Annotated in this window: 18 protein-coding genes and 1 tRNA gene; 14 read left to right on the top strand and 5 right to left on the bottom strand. The window is 70.3% G+C overall.

Annotated features, from left to right (window positions below; all coding sequences use genetic code 11):
- The first annotated feature begins 93 nt into the window (after window positions 1–93).
- Window positions 94–321: a DUF397 domain-containing protein gene (locus SCA03_RS33040; RefSeq protein WP_086814196.1), complete on the top strand. Its 228-nt coding sequence runs from the start codon at window positions 94–96 to the stop codon at window positions 319–321.
- On the top strand, window positions 321–551 hold the full coding sequence (locus SCA03_RS33035) for a DUF397 domain-containing protein (RefSeq protein ID WP_086814198.1): 231 nt from the start codon (window positions 321–323) through the stop codon (window positions 549–551). Before SCA03_RS33040 ends, SCA03_RS33035 begins: the two co-directional genes overlap by 1 nt.
- Window positions 552–861: 310 nt before the next feature.
- Here the strand turns inward: SCA03_RS33035 and SCA03_RS33030 are convergent, their stop codons facing one another.
- From SCA03_RS33030 to SCA03_RS33015, 4 genes are all read right to left on the bottom strand, one after another.
- On the bottom strand, window positions 862–1,203 hold the full coding sequence (locus SCA03_RS33030; RefSeq protein ID WP_086814200.1) for a hypothetical protein: 342 nt from the start codon (window positions 1,201–1,203) through the stop codon (window positions 862–864).
- Window positions 1,203–1,742: a DUF6232 family protein gene (locus tag SCA03_RS33025; RefSeq protein ID WP_230989073.1), complete on the bottom strand. Its 540-nt coding sequence runs from the start codon at window positions 1,740–1,742 to the stop codon at window positions 1,203–1,205. Before SCA03_RS33025 ends, SCA03_RS33030 begins: the two co-directional genes overlap by 1 nt.
- Before the next feature lie 279 nt (window positions 1,743–2,021).
- A complete protein-coding gene (locus tag SCA03_RS33020; protein WP_086814204.1) occupies window positions 2,022–2,255 on the bottom strand; it encodes a hypothetical protein in 234 nt (77 codons plus the stop codon).
- A gap of 26 nt (window positions 2,256–2,281) precedes the next feature.
- Entirely contained in the window at window positions 2,282–4,000 is a 1,719-nt protein-coding gene (locus SCA03_RS33015) for a recombinase family protein (protein WP_158102240.1), read from the bottom strand.
- Window positions 4,001–4,164: 164 nt separating this feature from the next.
- Between SCA03_RS33015 and SCA03_RS33010 the strand changes: the two genes are divergently transcribed.
- The 9 genes from SCA03_RS33010 (at window position 4,165) to SCA03_RS35610 (ending at window position 11,258) form a co-directional block, all read left to right on the top strand.
- Window positions 4,165–4,392 (top strand): hypothetical protein, encoded by a 228-nt coding sequence (locus SCA03_RS33010; RefSeq protein ID WP_141275833.1) that lies wholly within the window; start codon window positions 4,165–4,167, stop codon window positions 4,390–4,392.
- Between the two features lie 217 nt (window positions 4,393–4,609).
- Window positions 4,610–5,158: a tRNA adenosine deaminase-associated protein gene (locus SCA03_RS33005; RefSeq protein WP_030886297.1), complete on the top strand. Its 549-nt coding sequence runs from the start codon at window positions 4,610–4,612 to the stop codon at window positions 5,156–5,158.
- A gap of 270 nt (window positions 5,159–5,428) precedes the next feature.
- Window positions 5,429–5,992: a tRNA adenosine(34) deaminase TadA gene (tadA, locus tag SCA03_RS33000; RefSeq protein WP_086817935.1), complete on the top strand. Its 564-nt coding sequence runs from the start codon at window positions 5,429–5,431 to the stop codon at window positions 5,990–5,992.
- A gap of 94 nt (window positions 5,993–6,086) precedes the next feature.
- Window positions 6,087–6,173, top strand: a tRNA-Ser gene (locus SCA03_RS32995).
- A 191-nt stretch (window positions 6,174–6,364) separates the two neighbouring features.
- Window positions 6,365–7,312 carry an NADP-dependent oxidoreductase gene (locus SCA03_RS32990; RefSeq protein ID WP_030886291.1) on the top strand — a complete coding sequence of 316 codons (948 nt, stop codon included), beginning with the start codon at window positions 6,365–6,367 and terminating at the stop codon, window positions 7,310–7,312.
- A gap of 303 nt (window positions 7,313–7,615) precedes the next feature.
- Window positions 7,616–7,780, top strand: a complete 165-nt coding sequence (locus SCA03_RS35385; RefSeq protein WP_169729728.1) for a hypothetical protein — start codon at window positions 7,616–7,618, stop codon at window positions 7,778–7,780.
- A gap of 265 nt (window positions 7,781–8,045) precedes the next feature.
- Complete coding sequence (locus SCA03_RS32985; protein WP_230989072.1) at window positions 8,046–9,056, top strand: RNA polymerase sigma factor SigF; 1,011 nt, start codon at window positions 8,046–8,048, stop codon at window positions 9,054–9,056.
- Window positions 9,057–9,312: 256 nt separating this feature from the next.
- Entirely contained in the window at window positions 9,313–10,242 is a 930-nt protein-coding gene (locus tag SCA03_RS32980; protein WP_030886286.1) for an RNA polymerase sigma factor SigF, read from the top strand.
- 128 nt (window positions 10,243–10,370) lie between these two features.
- Entirely contained in the window at window positions 10,371–11,258 is an 888-nt protein-coding gene (locus SCA03_RS35610) for a hypothetical protein (protein WP_187767689.1), read from the top strand.
- 256 nt (window positions 11,259–11,514) lie between these two features.
- Here the strand turns inward: SCA03_RS35610 and SCA03_RS32970 are convergent, their stop codons facing one another.
- Window positions 11,515–11,727, bottom strand: coding sequence for a hypothetical protein (locus SCA03_RS32970; protein ID WP_030886277.1), 213 nt, complete (start codon window positions 11,725–11,727; stop codon window positions 11,515–11,517).
- A 610-nt stretch (window positions 11,728–12,337) separates the two neighbouring features.
- On the opposite strand from SCA03_RS32970, the gene SCA03_RS32965 reads away from it, so the two are divergent.
- The 3 genes from SCA03_RS32965 (at window position 12,338) to SCA03_RS32955 (ending at window position 16,473) form a co-directional block, all read left to right on the top strand.
- Entirely contained in the window at window positions 12,338–12,811 is a 474-nt protein-coding gene (locus SCA03_RS32965; protein WP_030886275.1) for a MarR family winged helix-turn-helix transcriptional regulator, read from the top strand.
- Between the two features lie 173 nt (window positions 12,812–12,984).
- Window positions 12,985–15,450, top strand: coding sequence for an MFS transporter (locus SCA03_RS32960; protein ID WP_459565224.1), 2,466 nt, complete (start codon window positions 12,985–12,987; stop codon window positions 15,448–15,450).
- Window positions 15,451–15,606: 156 nt separating this feature from the next.
- On the top strand, window positions 15,607–16,473 hold the full coding sequence (locus tag SCA03_RS32955; RefSeq protein ID WP_030886270.1) for a YceI family protein: 867 nt from the start codon (window positions 15,607–15,609) through the stop codon (window positions 16,471–16,473).
- Window positions 16,474–16,575: the final 102 nt, after the last annotated feature.

Here is a 16,575-nt window from a genome sequence, read left to right as displayed (position 1 = left end):
TGAGCCGCTTGTTCCGCAACCTGTCAAGCGCAGCCTTGTCCGAAGAGGCTAGCATCGAGTTGGTTGACCGTATCGAGAAAGAGCGGGATTGAGATGAACTACATGGCCGACCTGTACGCGGCCGACCTCTCTGGCGCGGAGTGGCGCAAGAGCAGCTACACAGCCGGCAACGGCAACTGCGTCGAGGTCGCCGACATCCCGACCGTGGACGGCACCGCCATCCGCGACTCCAAGAATCCGCATCTCCCGGCGGCCCGGGTGACGCGCGACGCTTGGCAGCTCTTCGTGTCCGCGGCGGCCGAGGGCGCGTTCGAAGCCTGATGGAAGCCCGAGAGAAGGCCGACCTGTACGACCTCGACCTGAGCGAGGTCGTGTGGAAGAGCGCACCGGGGAGCGACCCGCACAACCGCATCGAGGTCGCCGATCTCCCCCTGGGCGCCAAGGCTCTGCGGAACCCCTCAGATCCAGAGGGAACCGTTCTGCGTTACACGGCCGCCGAGTGGCGAGCCTTCGTCGATGGGGCCAAGGACGGGGAGTTCGCCCCCCGGTAATCCGTCGTGATCACAAGAACCCCCGCCAGCCACCTCCACGAGGGCTGGCGGGGTTTGTCATTCATGCGTCGCTACCAGCTCCTGCCGAGCCAGCCTTCGTCGCACGCGATGGGCCAGCCGACGCCACTTCACCCGTCCCACCGACTAGTCGCACAGAAGCGGCGCCGACTCGGAGGCGCTCGGTTCCGGTCAGGACGACGGGCACGCAGGGGTGCCAACCGCTTCCGCTCATCTTGGCCCCCCCTGCTTCCCGCGGGGGCGGATAGCGTGCACTCCCGTGGCGCACTGGTCAGTGAGAACCGCGACGAGCTCAGCCAGAAAATGCAGCGACGACAGACTGGACGGCGCTGATCACGGGGCCCCCGACAGACCCGACAAGAGCAGCAATCCCGCCAATCCGCGTAAGCGGGCCCTCCAGTTCCTGCCTCGTACGCTCCGGTCGGACCTCCTGGGCCGCCGCCTCGATCTCTGCACGACGCACGTCGTCCAAGTGCTCGCGCACCTCAGCGATCGCCGCAAGGAGTTCGCTGATCGCGGCTTCTTTGGGGTCGGCTGAGCCAACCGTCTTCCCTCCCGCCACGATGTCGCCGGCACCGTAGTGGATCGCCTGACCGATGTTTCCCCGCCCGCGCTGAATGAATGACTCACCCATTATCCACCCGCCGTAATATTGCCGGTACCAGAGGAACTAGCAAAGCCAATATTGCCATTCCCCTCCTGAATGAATTTGTAGTGCTTATTCACCGTCTGGAAATTAACAGGCTTGTGGATGTTGTAGGTGTTGTTGTGGATGACGTCGGGCCGTCTGATCGCTTCAGTAATCTGCCGCGCGATGTAGTCGATCTGCTGCGCGTCAGCACTCCAGACAGTCTCCTGCTGGGTGCCAGCAGTGCTGATGATCAGCGCATGCAGCCCCGGGAGATCCACATCAACCAACTGACTCCGTTGCCGGTTCACCTCCCAGAGCATCCAGCCGACAACGGGAGTGGCTACGCCCCCCGTGACGAGGCACAGAAGGCCGCCCCAGATCGCAATGTTTCTGATCCTTTTGGTGAGGCGCTCTCGCTGCGCCTGGTAGTTCCTCTGCACGGGGGGCAGACTGCGCCGACCTACGTGCGAGATGTTCCGCAGAGGGTATGCATCCCCCCCAGCCCACACCGCGCCGTCTTTGACATGGACCTGGGTCACCATGTCCTCGCCCATCCGCGCACCATCCCCTTCGACGGGAACCCACAGCCGCACTTTAGCGAAGTGCCGCCCGTTTGACAGTCCAACGTTGGGGTTCTGTAAGGGAGTTGACGGGTTTTCGATTGAGCAACAGGGCTGCCCACTGCCTCCACATCCCAGGTGGAGCCCGACCAGGCCGCGCAAACCGCGTACGCCCCCGAGCAGGAGTAGCGCGACGCTCCTGTCCCAACCATCAGCAGCCCCGTCACCTTTCGGTGGTGGGGCTGCTGATGATCTAGGACGTCAGCGCACCGCGCCGATGGCGTACACCGTCTGCCCGTCTTCCGTCTCCCTCGGCGTCAGCCGCAAGCGAGACCGCTTCCGCGGCCACGACGGACGCCGAGTGCCCGAAGCGTTCAGGTCCGCCGCGATCTCGTCCGCGGACTTTCCAGCCTTCAACTCGGCCATGATCCAGCCAGTGAGCTCCACCGTGCGAGTCATCTCGCGAAACTCGGCCGGCGTCATCGATGTGTACATGGGCACAGTCTCCCCCAGCTCTCCGTTCAGAAGGGGGCCTTTTCGCCTTCCGGCAACGTCTCCGCAACCAACTCCCGAGCCTTTTGTTCCTGCTCCGGAGTCAGGTTCAGCCGGTCGAAGCCCCACAACGGAGTATCGCTCGGCGTCGCCTCGACGCCCATGGCGTTCGCTGCCTTGACCAGGTCCCCGAACCAGATGAAGGCCGCCCGCTGCGACTCGATCTGCCCCGAGCGCCACGCGCCGATGACCACGTTGTGGGCGATCAGGTACTCACGCTGCTCGGAGCTGGTCATCCCCTGCCACTTCTGCCCGAAGGTACGGCCGGTGAACTCGTACTCCACCGTGTCGGGGATGACGGGCTTCGCCTCCAGCTCCTTGATCTTGGCCAGCAGGCTCTTCCGCTTCTTGAAGTAGGACTCGCGGTCGTCGTCGTACAGGCCCTCCTCGTCCTCCTTCTCGACTCGGTCCAGCCGGGTCCGGTACTTCTCCAGCTCCGGCCGCGGGTCGTCGCCCTTCTGCTTCTTGATGCGGACCTCCTGCTTGTCCCCGAGCTGCGTCAGGATGGAGGAGTCCACGAAGCCACCGAGGAGATCCTTCTCGATGTAGGCCGGCTCCGGGCACGCGATGGCCTTGGTGGAAGAAGCACAGCGGTACCGCTCATATCGCTTGAGCCCGCTCTTGAGCCTGTGAGTGACGCGGTTGATCGTCAGGCCCTCACCGCACTCGCCGCACCTGCCCACACCGGATTCGCGAGACACCTCGCTCCGCGCGCGCAGCGGCTTGCTGCCCCGCTCCTCAATGACCGCGAGCACTTCCTCCCGCTCCGCTTCGGTGAGGATCGGCTCGTCCGTGAACATGACCGGATCACCGTTGTCGAGCTCGGCGATTCTGACCTTGCCCGTGGTCTTGTCCGTGTAGGTGACCCAGCCAATGCAGGCGACGTTCTTGAACAGGGCTGCGATGGCGGAGGGGTGCCAGGCGGCTCCCTTGGGCTCGCGCTTCTTCTTCCTGGCTCCGGGGAGCGGCGGCAGCGTCGCCTCGTAATCCTTCCAGGTAAGAATCTCGTCGCTGGTGAGCTGGGCTGCGATCTGCCGGATAGGCGTTTTGTCCCTGACGATCTGCTCCCGAATCTTCCGCAGCAGCTTCGAGTACGTCTTCTCCTGGCCGAGTTTGTAGTGGATCTTCTCGCCGACGATGATCTGTACCGGCTTGTAACCGAACGGGAGATTCCCGCCAGGCCACAGGCCGTGACGACGAAGGTAGTCCCGGGACTTTTGGGCTCGCTCCCGGATCTTCCGCAGCTCACCAGCAGCTTGCGTCGCCTTGGCGTACGCGATCAGTCGACCGGTTTCGGTGGAGATGTCGAAGGCGGAATCGTCGCCGACGTAGATCAGCTTCTGCCAGTCGAGCACGTCCTTGAGGAACGCCATGAAGTGGAGGTCGTCTCGGCCGAGACGGTCCTGGGTGCTGACCCATATCGCATCCCACTCGTCTCGCTTGTCATGGGTGAGCCAGGGCCCGAGCTGCGGTCGGTCCTTGAGGTCGATCGAGCCGGAGACGGATCGGTCCTCGGTCGCCTTCACCAGGGTGACGCCGGGGTACTGCTTCGCCCACTGGCGGTACTCCTCCCACTGGCGCTCGATGGAAGTGCTGGCGTCGTCGTCGAGCGAGATGCGGAGCGCAGCCAGGACCCGTAGCGGTTTGCCGTCGGACCTGCCGTCGAACAGGGGGTTGTGCTGGGGCAAGGGTGTTCGCCTCTCTTGTGTCCTAATGGATCGTCGGGTGGTCGACGACGTGGGTCCGCATGGTTCGACAGTATCCGAGCCCCGCCGCACGGAACCCGCCCGGTCCGCCCCGGCGTACGCCCGGCAGACAGGGGAATGGGGGCAGGTACCCAGGAGGTGTCCACATGCCGGAAGCACAAGAACCCGTCGACGCGCGGGAGTCGGCGCGGCCGCCGTCGTCCGTCCACCACGCGCGACAGCAGGTCACCGACGCGGAACGGCTGCGTCGCCGGGCCCGCTTTCTCCGAGAGCTGAACGAGGCACGGCAGTTGCGCGAGCGGGTCCGGCCCCGCCGCGCCCGGGAGGCCCGTATGCGTCGCCAGGCCCTGCTGATGCGCACCTTCCGCTGGTGAGACCCGGCACACACCGGAGCACTTCCGGATAACCAGCCGTGACGGGGCGATTCCGGTACGTCGTCGCAGGCAACGCCGGGGTGAACACAAGGGCAAAGACCGGGACGACGCACTGTCGAAGACCCTTCGCACAGCGCGGGTTTCTGCCACGATTCCGATGGGGCGGGGCACGGTCCTCGTCAACTCGGGCACTTGAGGAATCAGTGGGAGAGTCACGGTGTATTTCGCCGCGCTGCTCGCGCGCACCGAAGACGGGTGGGAAGCGAGCGACACAGAGCTGGACGATGTGGAAACCCTGGCCGACCTGGCCGACCTGGCCCGCGAGGCCACTACCGACGACGAGACAGTGCTGGTCTGCATCGAGCAGGAGGGCGAGTGGTTCGGCGTCGTCCGCGTGGACGGCGAGGACGACCCCCGCGTCTTCGTCTCCGACGCCGCCGCCGCGATGCGCAGCTCCTACGGGGAGCTGCTGCTCTCCGACGAACTGCTGGGCCGCGAGCCGGAGGACCCGGCCGCGCTGGACCAGCTCGTCGACCTCGACGGCACCGAGGACGGCGAGCCGGAACGAGACGGGGACGACGAGGGCGGGGCAGCCGGCTCCGCCACCGACGAGGAGGCGGCCCCGGTCGGTCCGCTGGGCGACTCCGCCCTCCTGGCCGACCTCGGCATGGAGAACAAGGCCCTGCTCTCCCTCACCCCGGAGGACGCGCTGAGCGAGATCGCCGACGCGCTCGGCTGCACCGACGTCCTCGAAGCCGTCCGCTGACCCGGGCGCCGGGCCCGGCACCGACCGGCCACCCCGGCGCCCCGCTCCACCAAGGCCCCCGGCCCTCCCACGAGGCCCGGGGGCCGCACTCGTCCGCGCCCTCTTCCGCCCCCCCCCGGAAACCACCCGGTCCCCACCCCGCGGCCGACCGCCGACCCGCCCGGCTCTCCTCAGCCCGGCACGTGGCACGAGCGGCGGCTCCACGCCCCCGCGGACGTCTGCGCCCTGGCCACGCGCAGTCAGCACCCCGGCCGGGCGAGACTTGTGCACATGACGCCCGCGCCCGACGCCGCACCGGCCTCGCCCGGTGGCCCCGGCCCGTCCGACCCCGACCCGTCCGTCCCTGCCGACGCGCCCGACCCGGTGCGCACGCCCTGGGAGCCCGCGATGCGCCGCGCGCTCGACGAGGCCGCGCTCGCGCCCGGCACCGGGGACGTCCCGGTCGGTGCGCTCGTCCTGGGGCCGGACGGCGCCGTGCTGGGCCGGGGACACAACGCCCGCGAGGCCGACGGCGACCCCACCGCACACGCCGAGGTGCTCGCGCTGCGGGCCGCCGCACACACCCGGGGCGACGCCTGGCGGCTGACGGGCTGCACCCTCGTCGTCACCCTGGAGCCCTGCACGATGTGCGCGGGGGCCGCCGTCCTCTCCCGGGTGGAGCGCGTCGTCTACGGGGCCGCCGACGCGAAGGCGGGCGCGGCGGGCTCGCTGTGGGACGTGGTCCGCGACCGCCGGCTCAACCACCGCCCCGAGGTGATCGGCGGCGTCCTGGCCCCCGAGAGCGCCGCGCTCCTCACCGGCTTCTTCCGCCCGGGCCGCCGCACGACGCCGTGACCCGGGCAGCGATTCCGCCGCCGTGACCTGCGTCAGGACCGGGCCCGGCACACCGATTTCGGCCCACGGGCCCGAGTGGGCTAGAGTTCCTCTCGGTAGCGTGTCCGAGCGGCCGAAGGAGCTCGCCTCGAAAGCGAGTGAGGGGGCAACTCCTCCGTGGGTTCAAATCCCACCGCTACCGCTCGTATCGGCGAAGGGCCGGATCCCACGGGGTCCGGCCCTTCGCCATGTGCGCTGCGGCCGCGCGCCGCCCCGCTTCCCGGTGTGCCGCCGGAGCAGGGCGCCCTCGGCCTCTCCGACTGCGGAGTGCCCGGCCCTGGCGTACGTTGAGGAGCGCGGCCTGTCCCGGTCGGGGGGAGCAGGGAGTTCGTCATGCGTGCTGTGGGTGTGCGGGAGACGAAGGGGCGGCCCGAGCTGCTGGAGGCGGCGCGGCCGGTGCCCGACGAGGGCGAGGTGCTGGTCAAGGTCGGCGCCGCGGGTATCAATCCGCTGGACTGGAAGATCGCCGACGGCATGCTGGAGGGGGCGCTCCCCTACAGCTTCCCCCTGGTCATGGGGGTCGACTTCGCGGGGGTCGTGGAGAGCAACGGGCCCCAGGCGCGGCGGTTCCAGCCCGGGGACGGGGTGTACGGGCAGGTCATCAGCGATCCGGTCGGCCGGGGCACCTGGGCCGAGTACGTCGTCGTGAACGAGGCGGCGGCGGTCGCGGCGGCGCCCTCGTCCCTGTCGCTGACGGCGGCGGCCGCCGCCCCCACGGCGGGTATGACGGCGCTGGGCATCATCGATGTGGCGGCGCTGCGCGGCTACGAGAGTCTGCTGATCATCGGCGCCGCCGGCGGTGTCGGCAGCTTTCTGACGCAGCTCGCCGCCGCGCACGATCTGCGTGTCGTGGCCGCCACGCACGGACACGACGAGCAGCGGATGGCCTCGTTCGGCGCGGCGCTCACCGTCGACGTGCGGGAGCGGGCCCTGGTGGACGCGGTGCGCACCGAGTATCCGCGCGGGGTGGACGCTCTCGTCGATCTGGCCTCCGCGACGCCGGACGCGTTCGACGCCGGGGCCGCGCTGGTCCGGGACGGCGGTGTGGCGGTCTCCACGCTCGGTGCCGCCACACCGGACGCGCTGTACGAACGGGGCGTGGAGGGCCTCAACTTCCAGCTGGCCGCCTCCGCCGATCTGCTCGTCCGGCTCGCGCAGGAGATCGACGGCGGGCGGGTGACGGTTCCGGTCGAGAGCGAGGCGCCGCTGGAGCGGGGGCCGGACGCCGTGGCCCGGCACCGCGCGGGCGGCAACCGCGGAAAGACCGTCCTGGTGCCCTGAGCCGCACGCCGCTGAGCCGCACGCCGCTGAGCGGCTCTCAGCGGCCTCCCGGCCTTCCTCTCCGCTCCTCCTCTCCCTCCCTCCCCCCCCGCGTCCTCTCCCGCCCCCCGGTGCACGGCAGCGCCGCTCCGGCCCGCGGATCCGCCCCCTCCGGTACGCAAGTTTCTGATGGGGCGTCCTGCGCGGGAGCGCCGAGGGCGACTACGGTGAGCGATCATCAGCCGTGAGCTTCCCGTTACACTCACACAGCCGCGCAGGCGTACAGGGATTCGGGGAACGCACCACCCGGGGGAGGGGCAGACGATGGCACAGGCGAAGAAGGTCGTGTTGTACGGGCTTGTGGTCTTCGTGCTGTACACAATCATCACGTCCCCCGAGCGCGCGGCGGACCTCGTCCAGGTGGGCTTCGAGGGGATCTCCGACGCGGCCCAGGCCGTCGGCAAGTTCATGACCTCGCTGGTGAACTGACACCTGCTCACCCCGTACCCCGCGCACCCCGTCGTGCGCCCCGGGGCCGCCCCTGCGCGCGCGGCGGCGGAGGGTTCCGGTCCGCCCTTCCGGCCGGCGTACTCGCCCTTGTACGGCGGAAGTTGACCCCGTTCGGCACGGCAACACGGAGTGAGGCGGTGCTTGCACACGGTGCACATGTCTTGTGATGCTATGACCGCTTTTGGCGGATGAATGACCGACCAGGACTGTTCTGCACCGTTAACCGTGAAGGGGTGGTGGCTGAGTGGACGGGACCGGTACCCCCACCCAGACTCCCTCCGGCGACACAGAGGCGCCGCCGTCCGCAGCCCCCGCAACCTCCCCCTCCCCGCCCCCGACCCGCACCGCACCAGGAGCCCGCCGCGCGTCCGGCACGGCCCGCCCGGCGCCCGCTCAGGACGCCCGGAGCGCTCAGGACGCCGCGGGATCCCAGGACACCGGGGAGCAGCCCTCCGAGACCCCGCGTACGCCCGCTGAGGCGCAGCGCGAGCGAGCGGCGCGCACCCGGGCGCTCACCCAGTCGCTGTTCGAGGAGCTGGCCGGGCACGAGTCCGGTTCCGCCGAGTACGAACGCATCCGGTGCGCCCTGATCGAGGCCAACCTCCCGCTCGTCCGCTATGTGGCGGCACGTTTCCGCAGCCGCAACGAGCCCATGGAGGACGTCGTCCAGGTCGGAACGATCGGCCTGATCAACGCCATCGACCGGTTCGACGCGAGCCGCGGCGTGCAGTTCCCGACCTTCGCCATGCCGACGATCGTCGGCGAGATCCGCCGCTACTTCCGCGACAACGTCCGCACCGTGCACGTGCCCCGCCGGCTGCACGAGATGTGGGTCCAGGTCAGCGGCGCGACCGAGGACCTCACCACGCAGCACGGCCGGTCGCCCACCACCGCCGAGATCGCCGAGCGGCTGAAGATCACCGAGGAGGAGGTGCTGGCCTGCATCGAGGCGGGCCGGGCCTACCGGGCGACCTCGCTGGAGGCCGCACAGGAGCGTGAGGACGGTATGCCGGGTCTGCTGGACCGGCTCGGCTACGAGGACCCCGAACTCGACGGGGTCGAACACCGTGACCTCGTCCGCCATCTCCTCGTGCAACTGCCGGAGCGCGAACAGCGGATCCTGCTGCTGCGCTACTACCGGAATCTGACGCAGTCGCAGATCAGCGCGGAGCTGGGCGTCTCGCAGATGCACGTCTCCCGGCTGCTCTCCCGCAGCTTCGCCCGGCTCCGCGCGGCGAATCGGATCGACGCCTAGGCCGTACCCCGAGGGCGCGCCCAGCCCGCGCCCCGAGGGCCCCGGCGCGTGCGCCCCCGCCGGGGAACGCGACCCTTCTCACAGCCTCAGCACCCTCATCCGTGCAGTTTTATCGACATGAGGCTACGTCGTGTTGCCTACTTGTGACATTCTGCAAGAGCTGCGTTTGCCGCAGTGGTGCTCCCGGTAGGGAGGGGAGAGTGCTTCCCTCTGCCGAGGGCGCCGCAGCGACCGTCCGCGACCTCAAGGGGGTGGCATGTCCGTAGAACTGGGCAGCTCGAAGGTGCTCGCCGAGAACGCCGACACTGCGGTCCCGCAGGACCCCGTCGGCTACCCCGAACCGTCCAGCGCACCGCACGAACTCGCCGAAAACGCGGGGGTGGTGAGCGACGAGGCGATCGACACCCGCACTCTCTCGCGCTCCCTCTTCCTGCGGCTCGCCGCGCTCGACAAAGCCGCAGCCGAGTCCCCGGACACGGCACCGAGCGCCGAGCGCACCTACGTCCGGGACACGCTCATCGAGCTGAACCTCCCACTCGTGCGGTACGCGGCTGCCCGCTTCCGCAGCCGCAACGAGCCGATGGAGGACATCGTCCAGGTCGGAACGATCGGTCTGATCAAGGCGATCGACCGGTTCGACTGCGAACGGGGCGTGGAATTCCCCACGTTCGCGATGCCGACCGTCGTCGGGGAGATCAAGCGCTTCTTCCGGGACACCTCCTGGTCGGTGCGGGTGCCGCGGCGGCTCCAGGAGCTGCGGCTGGCGCTCACCAAGGCGAGCGACGAGCTGTCGCAGACCCTGGACCGCTCCCCGACCGTCACCGAACTGGCCACCTGCCTCGGGGTGTCCGAGGAGGACGTGGTCGACGGGCTGGCCGTCGGCAACGCCTACACGGCCTCCTCGCTGGACTCGCCGTCCCTGGAGGACGACGGCGGCGAGGGCTCGCTGGCCGACCGGCTCGGCTACGAGGACACCGCGCTGGAGGGCGTCGAGTACCGCGAGTCCCTCAAGCCGCTGCTGGCCAAACTCCCCCCGCGGGAGCGGCAGATCATCATGCTGCGCTTCTTCGCCAACATGACGCAGTCGCAGATCGGTGAGGAGGTCGGCATCTCCCAGATGCACGTCTCCCGGCTGCTGACCCGCACGCTGGCGCAGCTGCGCGAGGGGCTGATCGCAGAAGAATGACCACTCAGGAGCACGGCCGGATGAGCACGCGGGGAGGGCCGAGTGCTGCGGGGGATACGTACGACGGGCCGGAGGAACACCAAAGACACAGGGTTCACTTCTGACGAGGCGTCAGCCACACTGCCGCCATGCGGAGCCATGGGACAGGCACCATGCACAGCCATGGAACGGGTGAGCGGACGCCGACGACCGGCAGGACGAGCCGCCGGGGCGGACCGAAGAACGCCTCGGCGGCTCTTCTGTGTCTGATCTGCGCCGGCACCGCGCTGCTGACCGCGGGTTGTGCCGACGGACGCGAGGGCTATGTGGCGGCGGGCGGGGCGGCGGCCTCGAAGGACGCCGGTCAGGGCAATCAACGCCCCGAGGACGGCGTCACCTTGGTGCCGCTGCCGGGGAAGGACGACGGCGCGGCAGCGCACGACAAGCCGGGGCGCACGGACGCCTCCGGCACGGCGGACGGCCCCGACAGCGGCTCCGCCGACGACGACGGCACGGCGGCGTACCGGAAGAACGGCGGCGGCAGCGGCGACGGCGGTGCCGACCGGGACGCCGACTCCCCGGGCGCGCCCGGAGGTTCCGGCGCAGCCCCCTCCTCCGGTCAGGACGGTGCGGGCCCGGACACCCCGGACTCCCCGGGCGGGCAGACGCCGGGCGGGAGCGACGGCGAGGACGGTGACGGGGGCGGCGAAGGCGGCGGCCCCGCACGGCCGGCCGTGCTGGAGGCCGGGAAGATCGAGCGCGCCGAGACGGATGTCCGCTGGTGCGAGAAGGTCACGGTGCGGTTCCGCAACACCGGGGGGACGGCCGTCACCGAGGGGAGCGTCACCTTCGGCACCCACATCATCGGCGGGCTCGGCGTCGACTGGGCCACCCGCACCAGCACCCGCGAGCTGCCCGTACCGATCGAGGCAGGCGCGTCCCGCACCAAGACCTGGAAGCTGTGCGTCGACGCATGGCGTGTCCCGCTCGGTATGCACATCGAGACGAAGGACATGAAGCTGACGGGCTGGAAGTGAGCCCGGCGCGGACGGGTGCCCTCCGGCCGGCATCGCGGGCACGATGCGGGAACCGTGCGGGAGCGTCGCGGGAACGAAAAGGTCCTCGCAGAGCGGCAGTCGGGGCCGGAGCGGCTCAACTGCCGGACGCGAGGACCGGCTTCGCGGACGGTGGGACGGTGGGACGGTTTGCGTGGTGCTCCCGGGGAACGGTCGTGGCTGTGCGAACGGTGACGCCGCGTGCGGGGCGCGGGCCGCGCCGTAGCGGCGGGGACGGTTAACCGAACGCCAGCCAGGCGACGCCTGCCAGGACCACGATCGCGACGACGACGCCGACGATCACGCCGACCCGCGGGCCCGCCGGCGGCTCCGCCACCGGCCTGCGCTGCTGCGGAGTGCCCTCGTCGACGAAGGCGCGGAACATCTGGGTGCTGCCTGCCGGGTCCGGGTGTCCTTCGGGACCCTGGGGTGCCTGGGGGTTGTGAGCCATGGGGCAGGACACTAGCGAACCCCGCACCCGCACACAGCCCCGGCCCACACCAACCGGCCCCACCGTCCGGCTCCCCAACAGGCGCCACCCGGCCGCCCGTTCCGACTGTCCGCCCGGCTCCTGCCGCGTCCCCTCGGACGTTCCCCTCGGCGCTCCCTTCAGCATTCCCCCCTCGGCGTTCCCCTTCCTCCGCCCCTGCCCGTCCCGGTGACCGCCCTCGCGCGCGCCCGCACGCGGGGGCGCACGCGCACGGACGGGGCACGGGCGCGGACGGGTACGCGCACGGAAGGGGAAGAGCACCGCTCGCTCCGGGCGGCTCGCGCGGGCAGCTCCCACCCGGCCCGGCTCCGGTCGGACCGCTGAGCGCCGCCCCTCACCGCCGGACCGCACCGTGTTCGGTCGACAACTCTCGGTGAGCAGACGCCACTTACGTCTCGCCGCAGCACTCGCCCACCAGGGCATTACTCACTCCTCAGCCCCCTCCGCAGGGCCTTGGTGTACCGCACACCCAACCTTTAAGGATTGTTTGCCGCCGATGCCCGGAATCAATTTGCCTTCAGCAATCAACTGATCCTATGGTTGCCCTAAGCAACAAGTTCATGGGGTAGAGATGGCCGAACGTAGTCAGTACGAGGAGCTGGCACGGCAGCTCAGCGCCATAGGGGCCGTCAAACGCGAGATGGCCCGGGGTCTGCCCCCGGAATGCCCGCCCGCATCGGCGGGGGTACTGATGCTTCTGAGCAAGCACGGGGAGATGCGCACCAGCAAGCTGGCGGAGCTGCTGGCCATCGACATGTCGGTCACCAGCCGCCACGTGACGTACGTCGCCGACCGGGGCTGGATCGAGCGCCACCCCGACCCCCAGGACGGGCGCTCCCGCCTGCTGCGGCTCAGCGAGGCGGGCGAGCAGTTCCTACAGGACCTCTCGACACGGACCGTCGAGCTCCTGGAGGCCCGCATGCAGGACTGGAGCGACACCGACGTCGCCCGCCTCACGGAACTGCTCACCCAGCTGCGTGCCAGCTTCGGGGACTGCCGCGCAAGCGGCCCCCACCACGAAACGAAGACCACCGTTCCGCACTGAGAGTTACGTAAGGACGCCGAATGGCAACGACCCGACCCCAGCCCCCGGCTGGGGGGCCTCGCGACGCCGTGCACGCGGCCGGCGGCGGGGCACGGCACGCGGCCCACGGGCACGCGCAGCCGACCCCCTCGACTTCGGCCTCAGCCGCTTCGCAGGCCCCGTCCGGGGCACCGATGACACACCGTCAGATCATGGAAGCGCTGTCCGGGCTGCTGCTCGGCATGTTCGTCGCGATCCTGTCGTCGACGATCGTCTCCACGGCGCTTCCCAAGATCATCTCCGACCTGAACGGCAGCCAGAGCGCCTACACCTGGGTGGTGACGGCCTCGCTGCTGGCGATGACCGCCTCGACCCCGCTGTGGGGCAAGCTGGCCGACCTGACCAGCAAGAAGGCGCTGGTCCAGATCGCGCTGGTGCTCTTCGTCCTGTCCTCGTGCGGTGCCGGACTGTCGCAGAACCCCGGCATGCTGATCACGTTCCGGGTCTTCCAGGGCATAGGCATGGGCGGTCTCTCCGCCCTGGCCCAGACGATCATGGCCGCGATGATCGCCCCGCGCGAGCGCGGCCGCTACAGCGGCTACCTCGGCGCGACCTTCGCGCTCGCCACCGTCGGCGGCCCGCTGCTCGGCGGCGTGATCACCGACACCAGCTGGCTCGGCTGGCGCTGGTGCTTCTACGTGGGCGTCCCGTTCGCCGTGATCGCCCTGATCGTGCTCCAGAAGACGCTGCACCTGCCCGTCGTGAAGCGGGACGTCAAGGTCGACTGGCTCGGCGCGTTCTTCATCGCCGCCGCGGCCTGCACCCTGCTGCTGTGGGTCACCTTCGCCGGTGACAAGTACGACTGGATGTCCTGGCAGACCGGTGCCATGGTCGGCGGCGCCATCGTGCTCGCGCTGATCTTCATCCTCGTCGAGTCGAAGGCCAAGGAACCGATCATCCCGCTGCGGCTGTTCCGCAACCGCACCATCTCGCTGGCCTCCGTCGCCTCGCTGTTCGTCGGTATCGCGATGTTCGGCGCGACCGTCTTCCTCAGCCAGTACTTCCAGCTGGCGCGCGGCAAGTCGCCGACGATGGCGGGCGTCATGACGATCCCGATGATCGCCGGACTGTTCGTCTCCACCACCGTCTCCGGCCAGATCATCAGCCGCACCGGCAAGTGGAAGCGCTTCCTGATCGCCGGCGGTGTGCTGATGACCGCGGGCATGGGCCTGCTCGGCACGCTGCGCTACGACACCGTGTACTGGCACATGGCCATCTTCATGGCCCTGCTCGGCCTCGGCGTCGGCATGATGATGCAGAACCTGGTGCTGGCCACCCAGAACCAGGTGTCGGCCAAGGACCTCGGGTCGGCCAGCTCCACGGTGAACTTCTTCCGTTCCCTGGGCGGTGCGGTCGGTGTCTCGGCGCTCGGTGCCGTGCTCTCCACCCGGATCACCCACTTCATGGAGGACGGCTTCGCCAAGCTCGGCATCAAGCCCGGCGGCGGCGCCACGGGCGGCGGCGGCAGCGCCCTGCCCGACCTGGACAAGCTGCCCGGGCCGGTGCGCACCGTCGTGGAGAGCGCCTACGGCCACGGCATCGGCGACATCTACCTGTACGCCGCGCCCATCGCCTTCCTGGGCCTGCTGTGCGTCCTGTTCATCAAGGAGGTGCCGCTGCGTACCTCCTCCGGCATGGACCAGACCGACGACGACAGCGCCCCGGCGAACGCCGAGGTCCCGGCCGTCGAGCGCACCGCCGAGCAGCCGGCCGTCGCCCCCGTCGGCGCGGCCACCGCCAACGGCCACCCCGCACCGCAGGGTGACCCCACCCAGCAGTTGAAGGAGTACGCGGCCATGGCCGCAGCACAACCCGCCGCACCCATGCCGCCGAGCGGCCCCGGGGTGTACGGCACCGTCCGCAACGCCGACGGCATCGGCGTGGCCCGCGCCGCCGTCACGCTGATCTCGCTCAGCGGCCGCCAGCTCGGCCGTTCCGTGACGCACGACGACGGCTCCTACAGCCTGGACACCCCGGGCGCCGGCAGCTACGTGCTGATCGCGGCGGCCGACGGCCACCAGCCGCAGGCGTCCACCGTCGTGATCGGTGAACAGCCGCTCGGGCACGACCTGCTGCTGTCCGGCACCAGCGGCCTCGCCGGCCAGGTGCGCAACCTGGCGGACGGCAGCGCCGTCCAGGGCGCGATGGTCGTCGTCACCGACGTCCGCGGCGAGGTGCTCGCCACCGGTATCACCGGCGAGCAGGGCGACTACCGGTTCGACGAGCTGGTCACCGGCACCTTCACCGTCGCGGTGAACGCGGCCGGCTTCCGGCCCACCGCCATCCCGGTCGAGGTCCAGGGCCAGGGCGTCACCCGGCTCGACGTCGACCTGGCGGCCGGCGCCCGCGTCACCGGCACGGTGCTCGCCGGATCGGGCCGCACCCCCCTGCCGGACGCCCGCGTGACGCTCGTCGACGCGGCCGGCAACGTCATCGCCACGTCCACCACCGGTGAGGACGGCGCCTACGCCTTCACCGACCTGGACGCCGGCGACTACTCGGTCATCGCCAGCGGCTACCCGCCCCAGGCGAACGCGCTGCACGTGACCGGACCCGGAGTGGACGCGTACGACATCGAGTTGCACCACCCGGACGAGTGACCCCCCGGGCCTCCGGCGCGCGGACTGAGCGGAGCGCGCGCCGCAGGGCCCGGCCCGGGGAAGGGCCCCGGCATCCGCGGAGAGCGTGTGCGGGCAAGGGACGGCTCGCCGCCGTGGGGCCGGGGCCCGTCGTATGCGAGAAGGAGCAGGAGAGAGATGACAGGCTGGGCAAGCGAAGGCCGGGCCGGTGCCGGCGCCCCGGACGGGGCAGGCGTACGGGCGCGGGTACGCACCCGCGACGGCTGGGCCGTCCAGCACGCGGTGCTGACCGTGACCGACATGACGGGCACACAGGTACTGCGCGCCGAGGCCGACGGCGAAGGCGCCGTCCGCAGCAACGAACCGCTGGCGCCGGGCGCCTACACGGTGATCGCGACCGCCGTCGGCTACGCGCCGGCCGCCTCCACCGCCATGGTCACCGCCTCCGGGCGCGCCGACCTGGGCACCCTGGTGCTGGCCCGCCAGGGCGGGGTGGAGCTGCCCCCGCCGGGCCCGTGGACCATCGACCCGATGCACTCCTCGGTCGCCGCGACCGCACAGCACCTGGGAATCTCCAGCGTGCACGGCCGCTTCACCGAGTTCTCCGGCCGGATCGAGATCTCCGAGACCCCCGAGAAGTCCGCCGTCGAGGCCGTCATCAAGACGAACAGCATCGACACCGGCAACGCCATGCGCGACCAGCACCTGCGCTCGGGCGACTTCCTCAACGTCGAGACGTACCCGGACATCACCTACCGCAGCACCGGCATCGACGCGGCGGGCACGGACCGCTGGACGGTGCACGGCTATCTGGCGATGCACGGCGTCGAACGCGAGGTCGACCTCGACCTCACGTACCTCGGCTCGGGGCCCGACCCGTGGGGCGGCACCCGCGCCGCCTTCCGTGCCACGGCCGAACTGCGGCGCGAGGACTTCCAGATGAACTACAACCAGGTCGTCGCCGCGGGCATCGCCGCCATCGGCACGACGCTCCGGGTCGACCTGGACATCCAGGCGGTACAGGGCGAGTCCCTGCCGTTCTGATCTCCCGGCCTCCGGGCACGGACGGACCGCCGTCAGCGGTCCTGCGGCCCCGGCTGGGGCGGAATCACGGGCGCGGCGCGGTCCCCAGGGGCCGCGCCGCGC

Origin of the sequence: Streptomyces cacaoi (genome assembly GCF_006539165.1) — a bacterium.
GTDB lineage: Bacteria > Actinomycetota > Actinomycetes > Streptomycetales > Streptomycetaceae > Streptomyces > Streptomyces cacaoi.
Note: the sequence above shows the minus strand (reverse complement) of the source record. Positions and strands in the feature narration are given on the sequence as shown.

What these genes read in the sequence shown, in the direction of transcription:
- SCA03_RS33020 (WP_086814204.1), bottom strand. Translation starts at nt 2,255, where the DNA reads ATGTACACATCGATGACGCCGGCCGAGTTTCGCGAGATGACTCGCACG.
- SCA03_RS33030 (WP_086814200.1), bottom strand. Translation starts at nt 1,203, where the DNA reads ATGGGTGAGTCATTCATTCAGCGCGGGCGGGGAAACATCGGTCAGGCG.
- SCA03_RS32970 (WP_030886277.1), bottom strand. Translation starts at nt 11,727, where the DNA reads ATGGCTCACAACCCCCAGGCACCCCAGGGTCCCGAAGGACACCCGGAC.
- tadA (WP_086817935.1), top strand. Translation starts at nt 5,429, where the DNA reads ATGACGCCCGCGCCCGACGCCGCACCGGCCTCGCCCGGTGGCCCCGGC.
- SCA03_RS32980 (WP_030886286.1), top strand. Translation starts at nt 9,313, where the DNA reads ATGTCCGTAGAACTGGGCAGCTCGAAGGTGCTCGCCGAGAACGCCGAC.
- SCA03_RS33010 (WP_141275833.1), top strand. Translation starts at nt 4,165, where the DNA reads ATGCCGGAAGCACAAGAACCCGTCGACGCGCGGGAGTCGGCGCGGCCG.
- SCA03_RS35610 (WP_187767689.1), top strand. Translation starts at nt 10,371, where the DNA reads ATGCGGAGCCATGGGACAGGCACCATGCACAGCCATGGAACGGGTGAG.
- SCA03_RS32990 (WP_030886291.1), top strand. Translation starts at nt 6,365, where the DNA reads ATGCGTGCTGTGGGTGTGCGGGAGACGAAGGGGCGGCCCGAGCTGCTG.
- SCA03_RS33025 (WP_230989073.1), bottom strand. Translation starts at nt 1,742, where the DNA reads ATGGTGACCCAGGTCCATGTCAAAGACGGCGCGGTGTGGGCTGGGGGG.
- SCA03_RS35385 (WP_169729728.1), top strand. Translation starts at nt 7,616, where the DNA reads ATGGCACAGGCGAAGAAGGTCGTGTTGTACGGGCTTGTGGTCTTCGTG.
- SCA03_RS33035 (WP_086814198.1), top strand. Translation starts at nt 321, where the DNA reads ATGGAAGCCCGAGAGAAGGCCGACCTGTACGACCTCGACCTGAGCGAG.
- SCA03_RS32955 (WP_030886270.1), top strand. Translation starts at nt 15,607, where the DNA reads ATGACAGGCTGGGCAAGCGAAGGCCGGGCCGGTGCCGGCGCCCCGGAC.
- SCA03_RS32965 (WP_030886275.1), top strand. Translation starts at nt 12,338, where the DNA reads ATGGCCGAACGTAGTCAGTACGAGGAGCTGGCACGGCAGCTCAGCGCC.
- SCA03_RS32960 (WP_459565224.1), top strand. Translation starts at nt 12,985, where the DNA reads ATGACACACCGTCAGATCATGGAAGCGCTGTCCGGGCTGCTGCTCGGC.
- SCA03_RS33040 (WP_086814196.1), top strand. Translation starts at nt 94, where the DNA reads ATGAACTACATGGCCGACCTGTACGCGGCCGACCTCTCTGGCGCGGAG.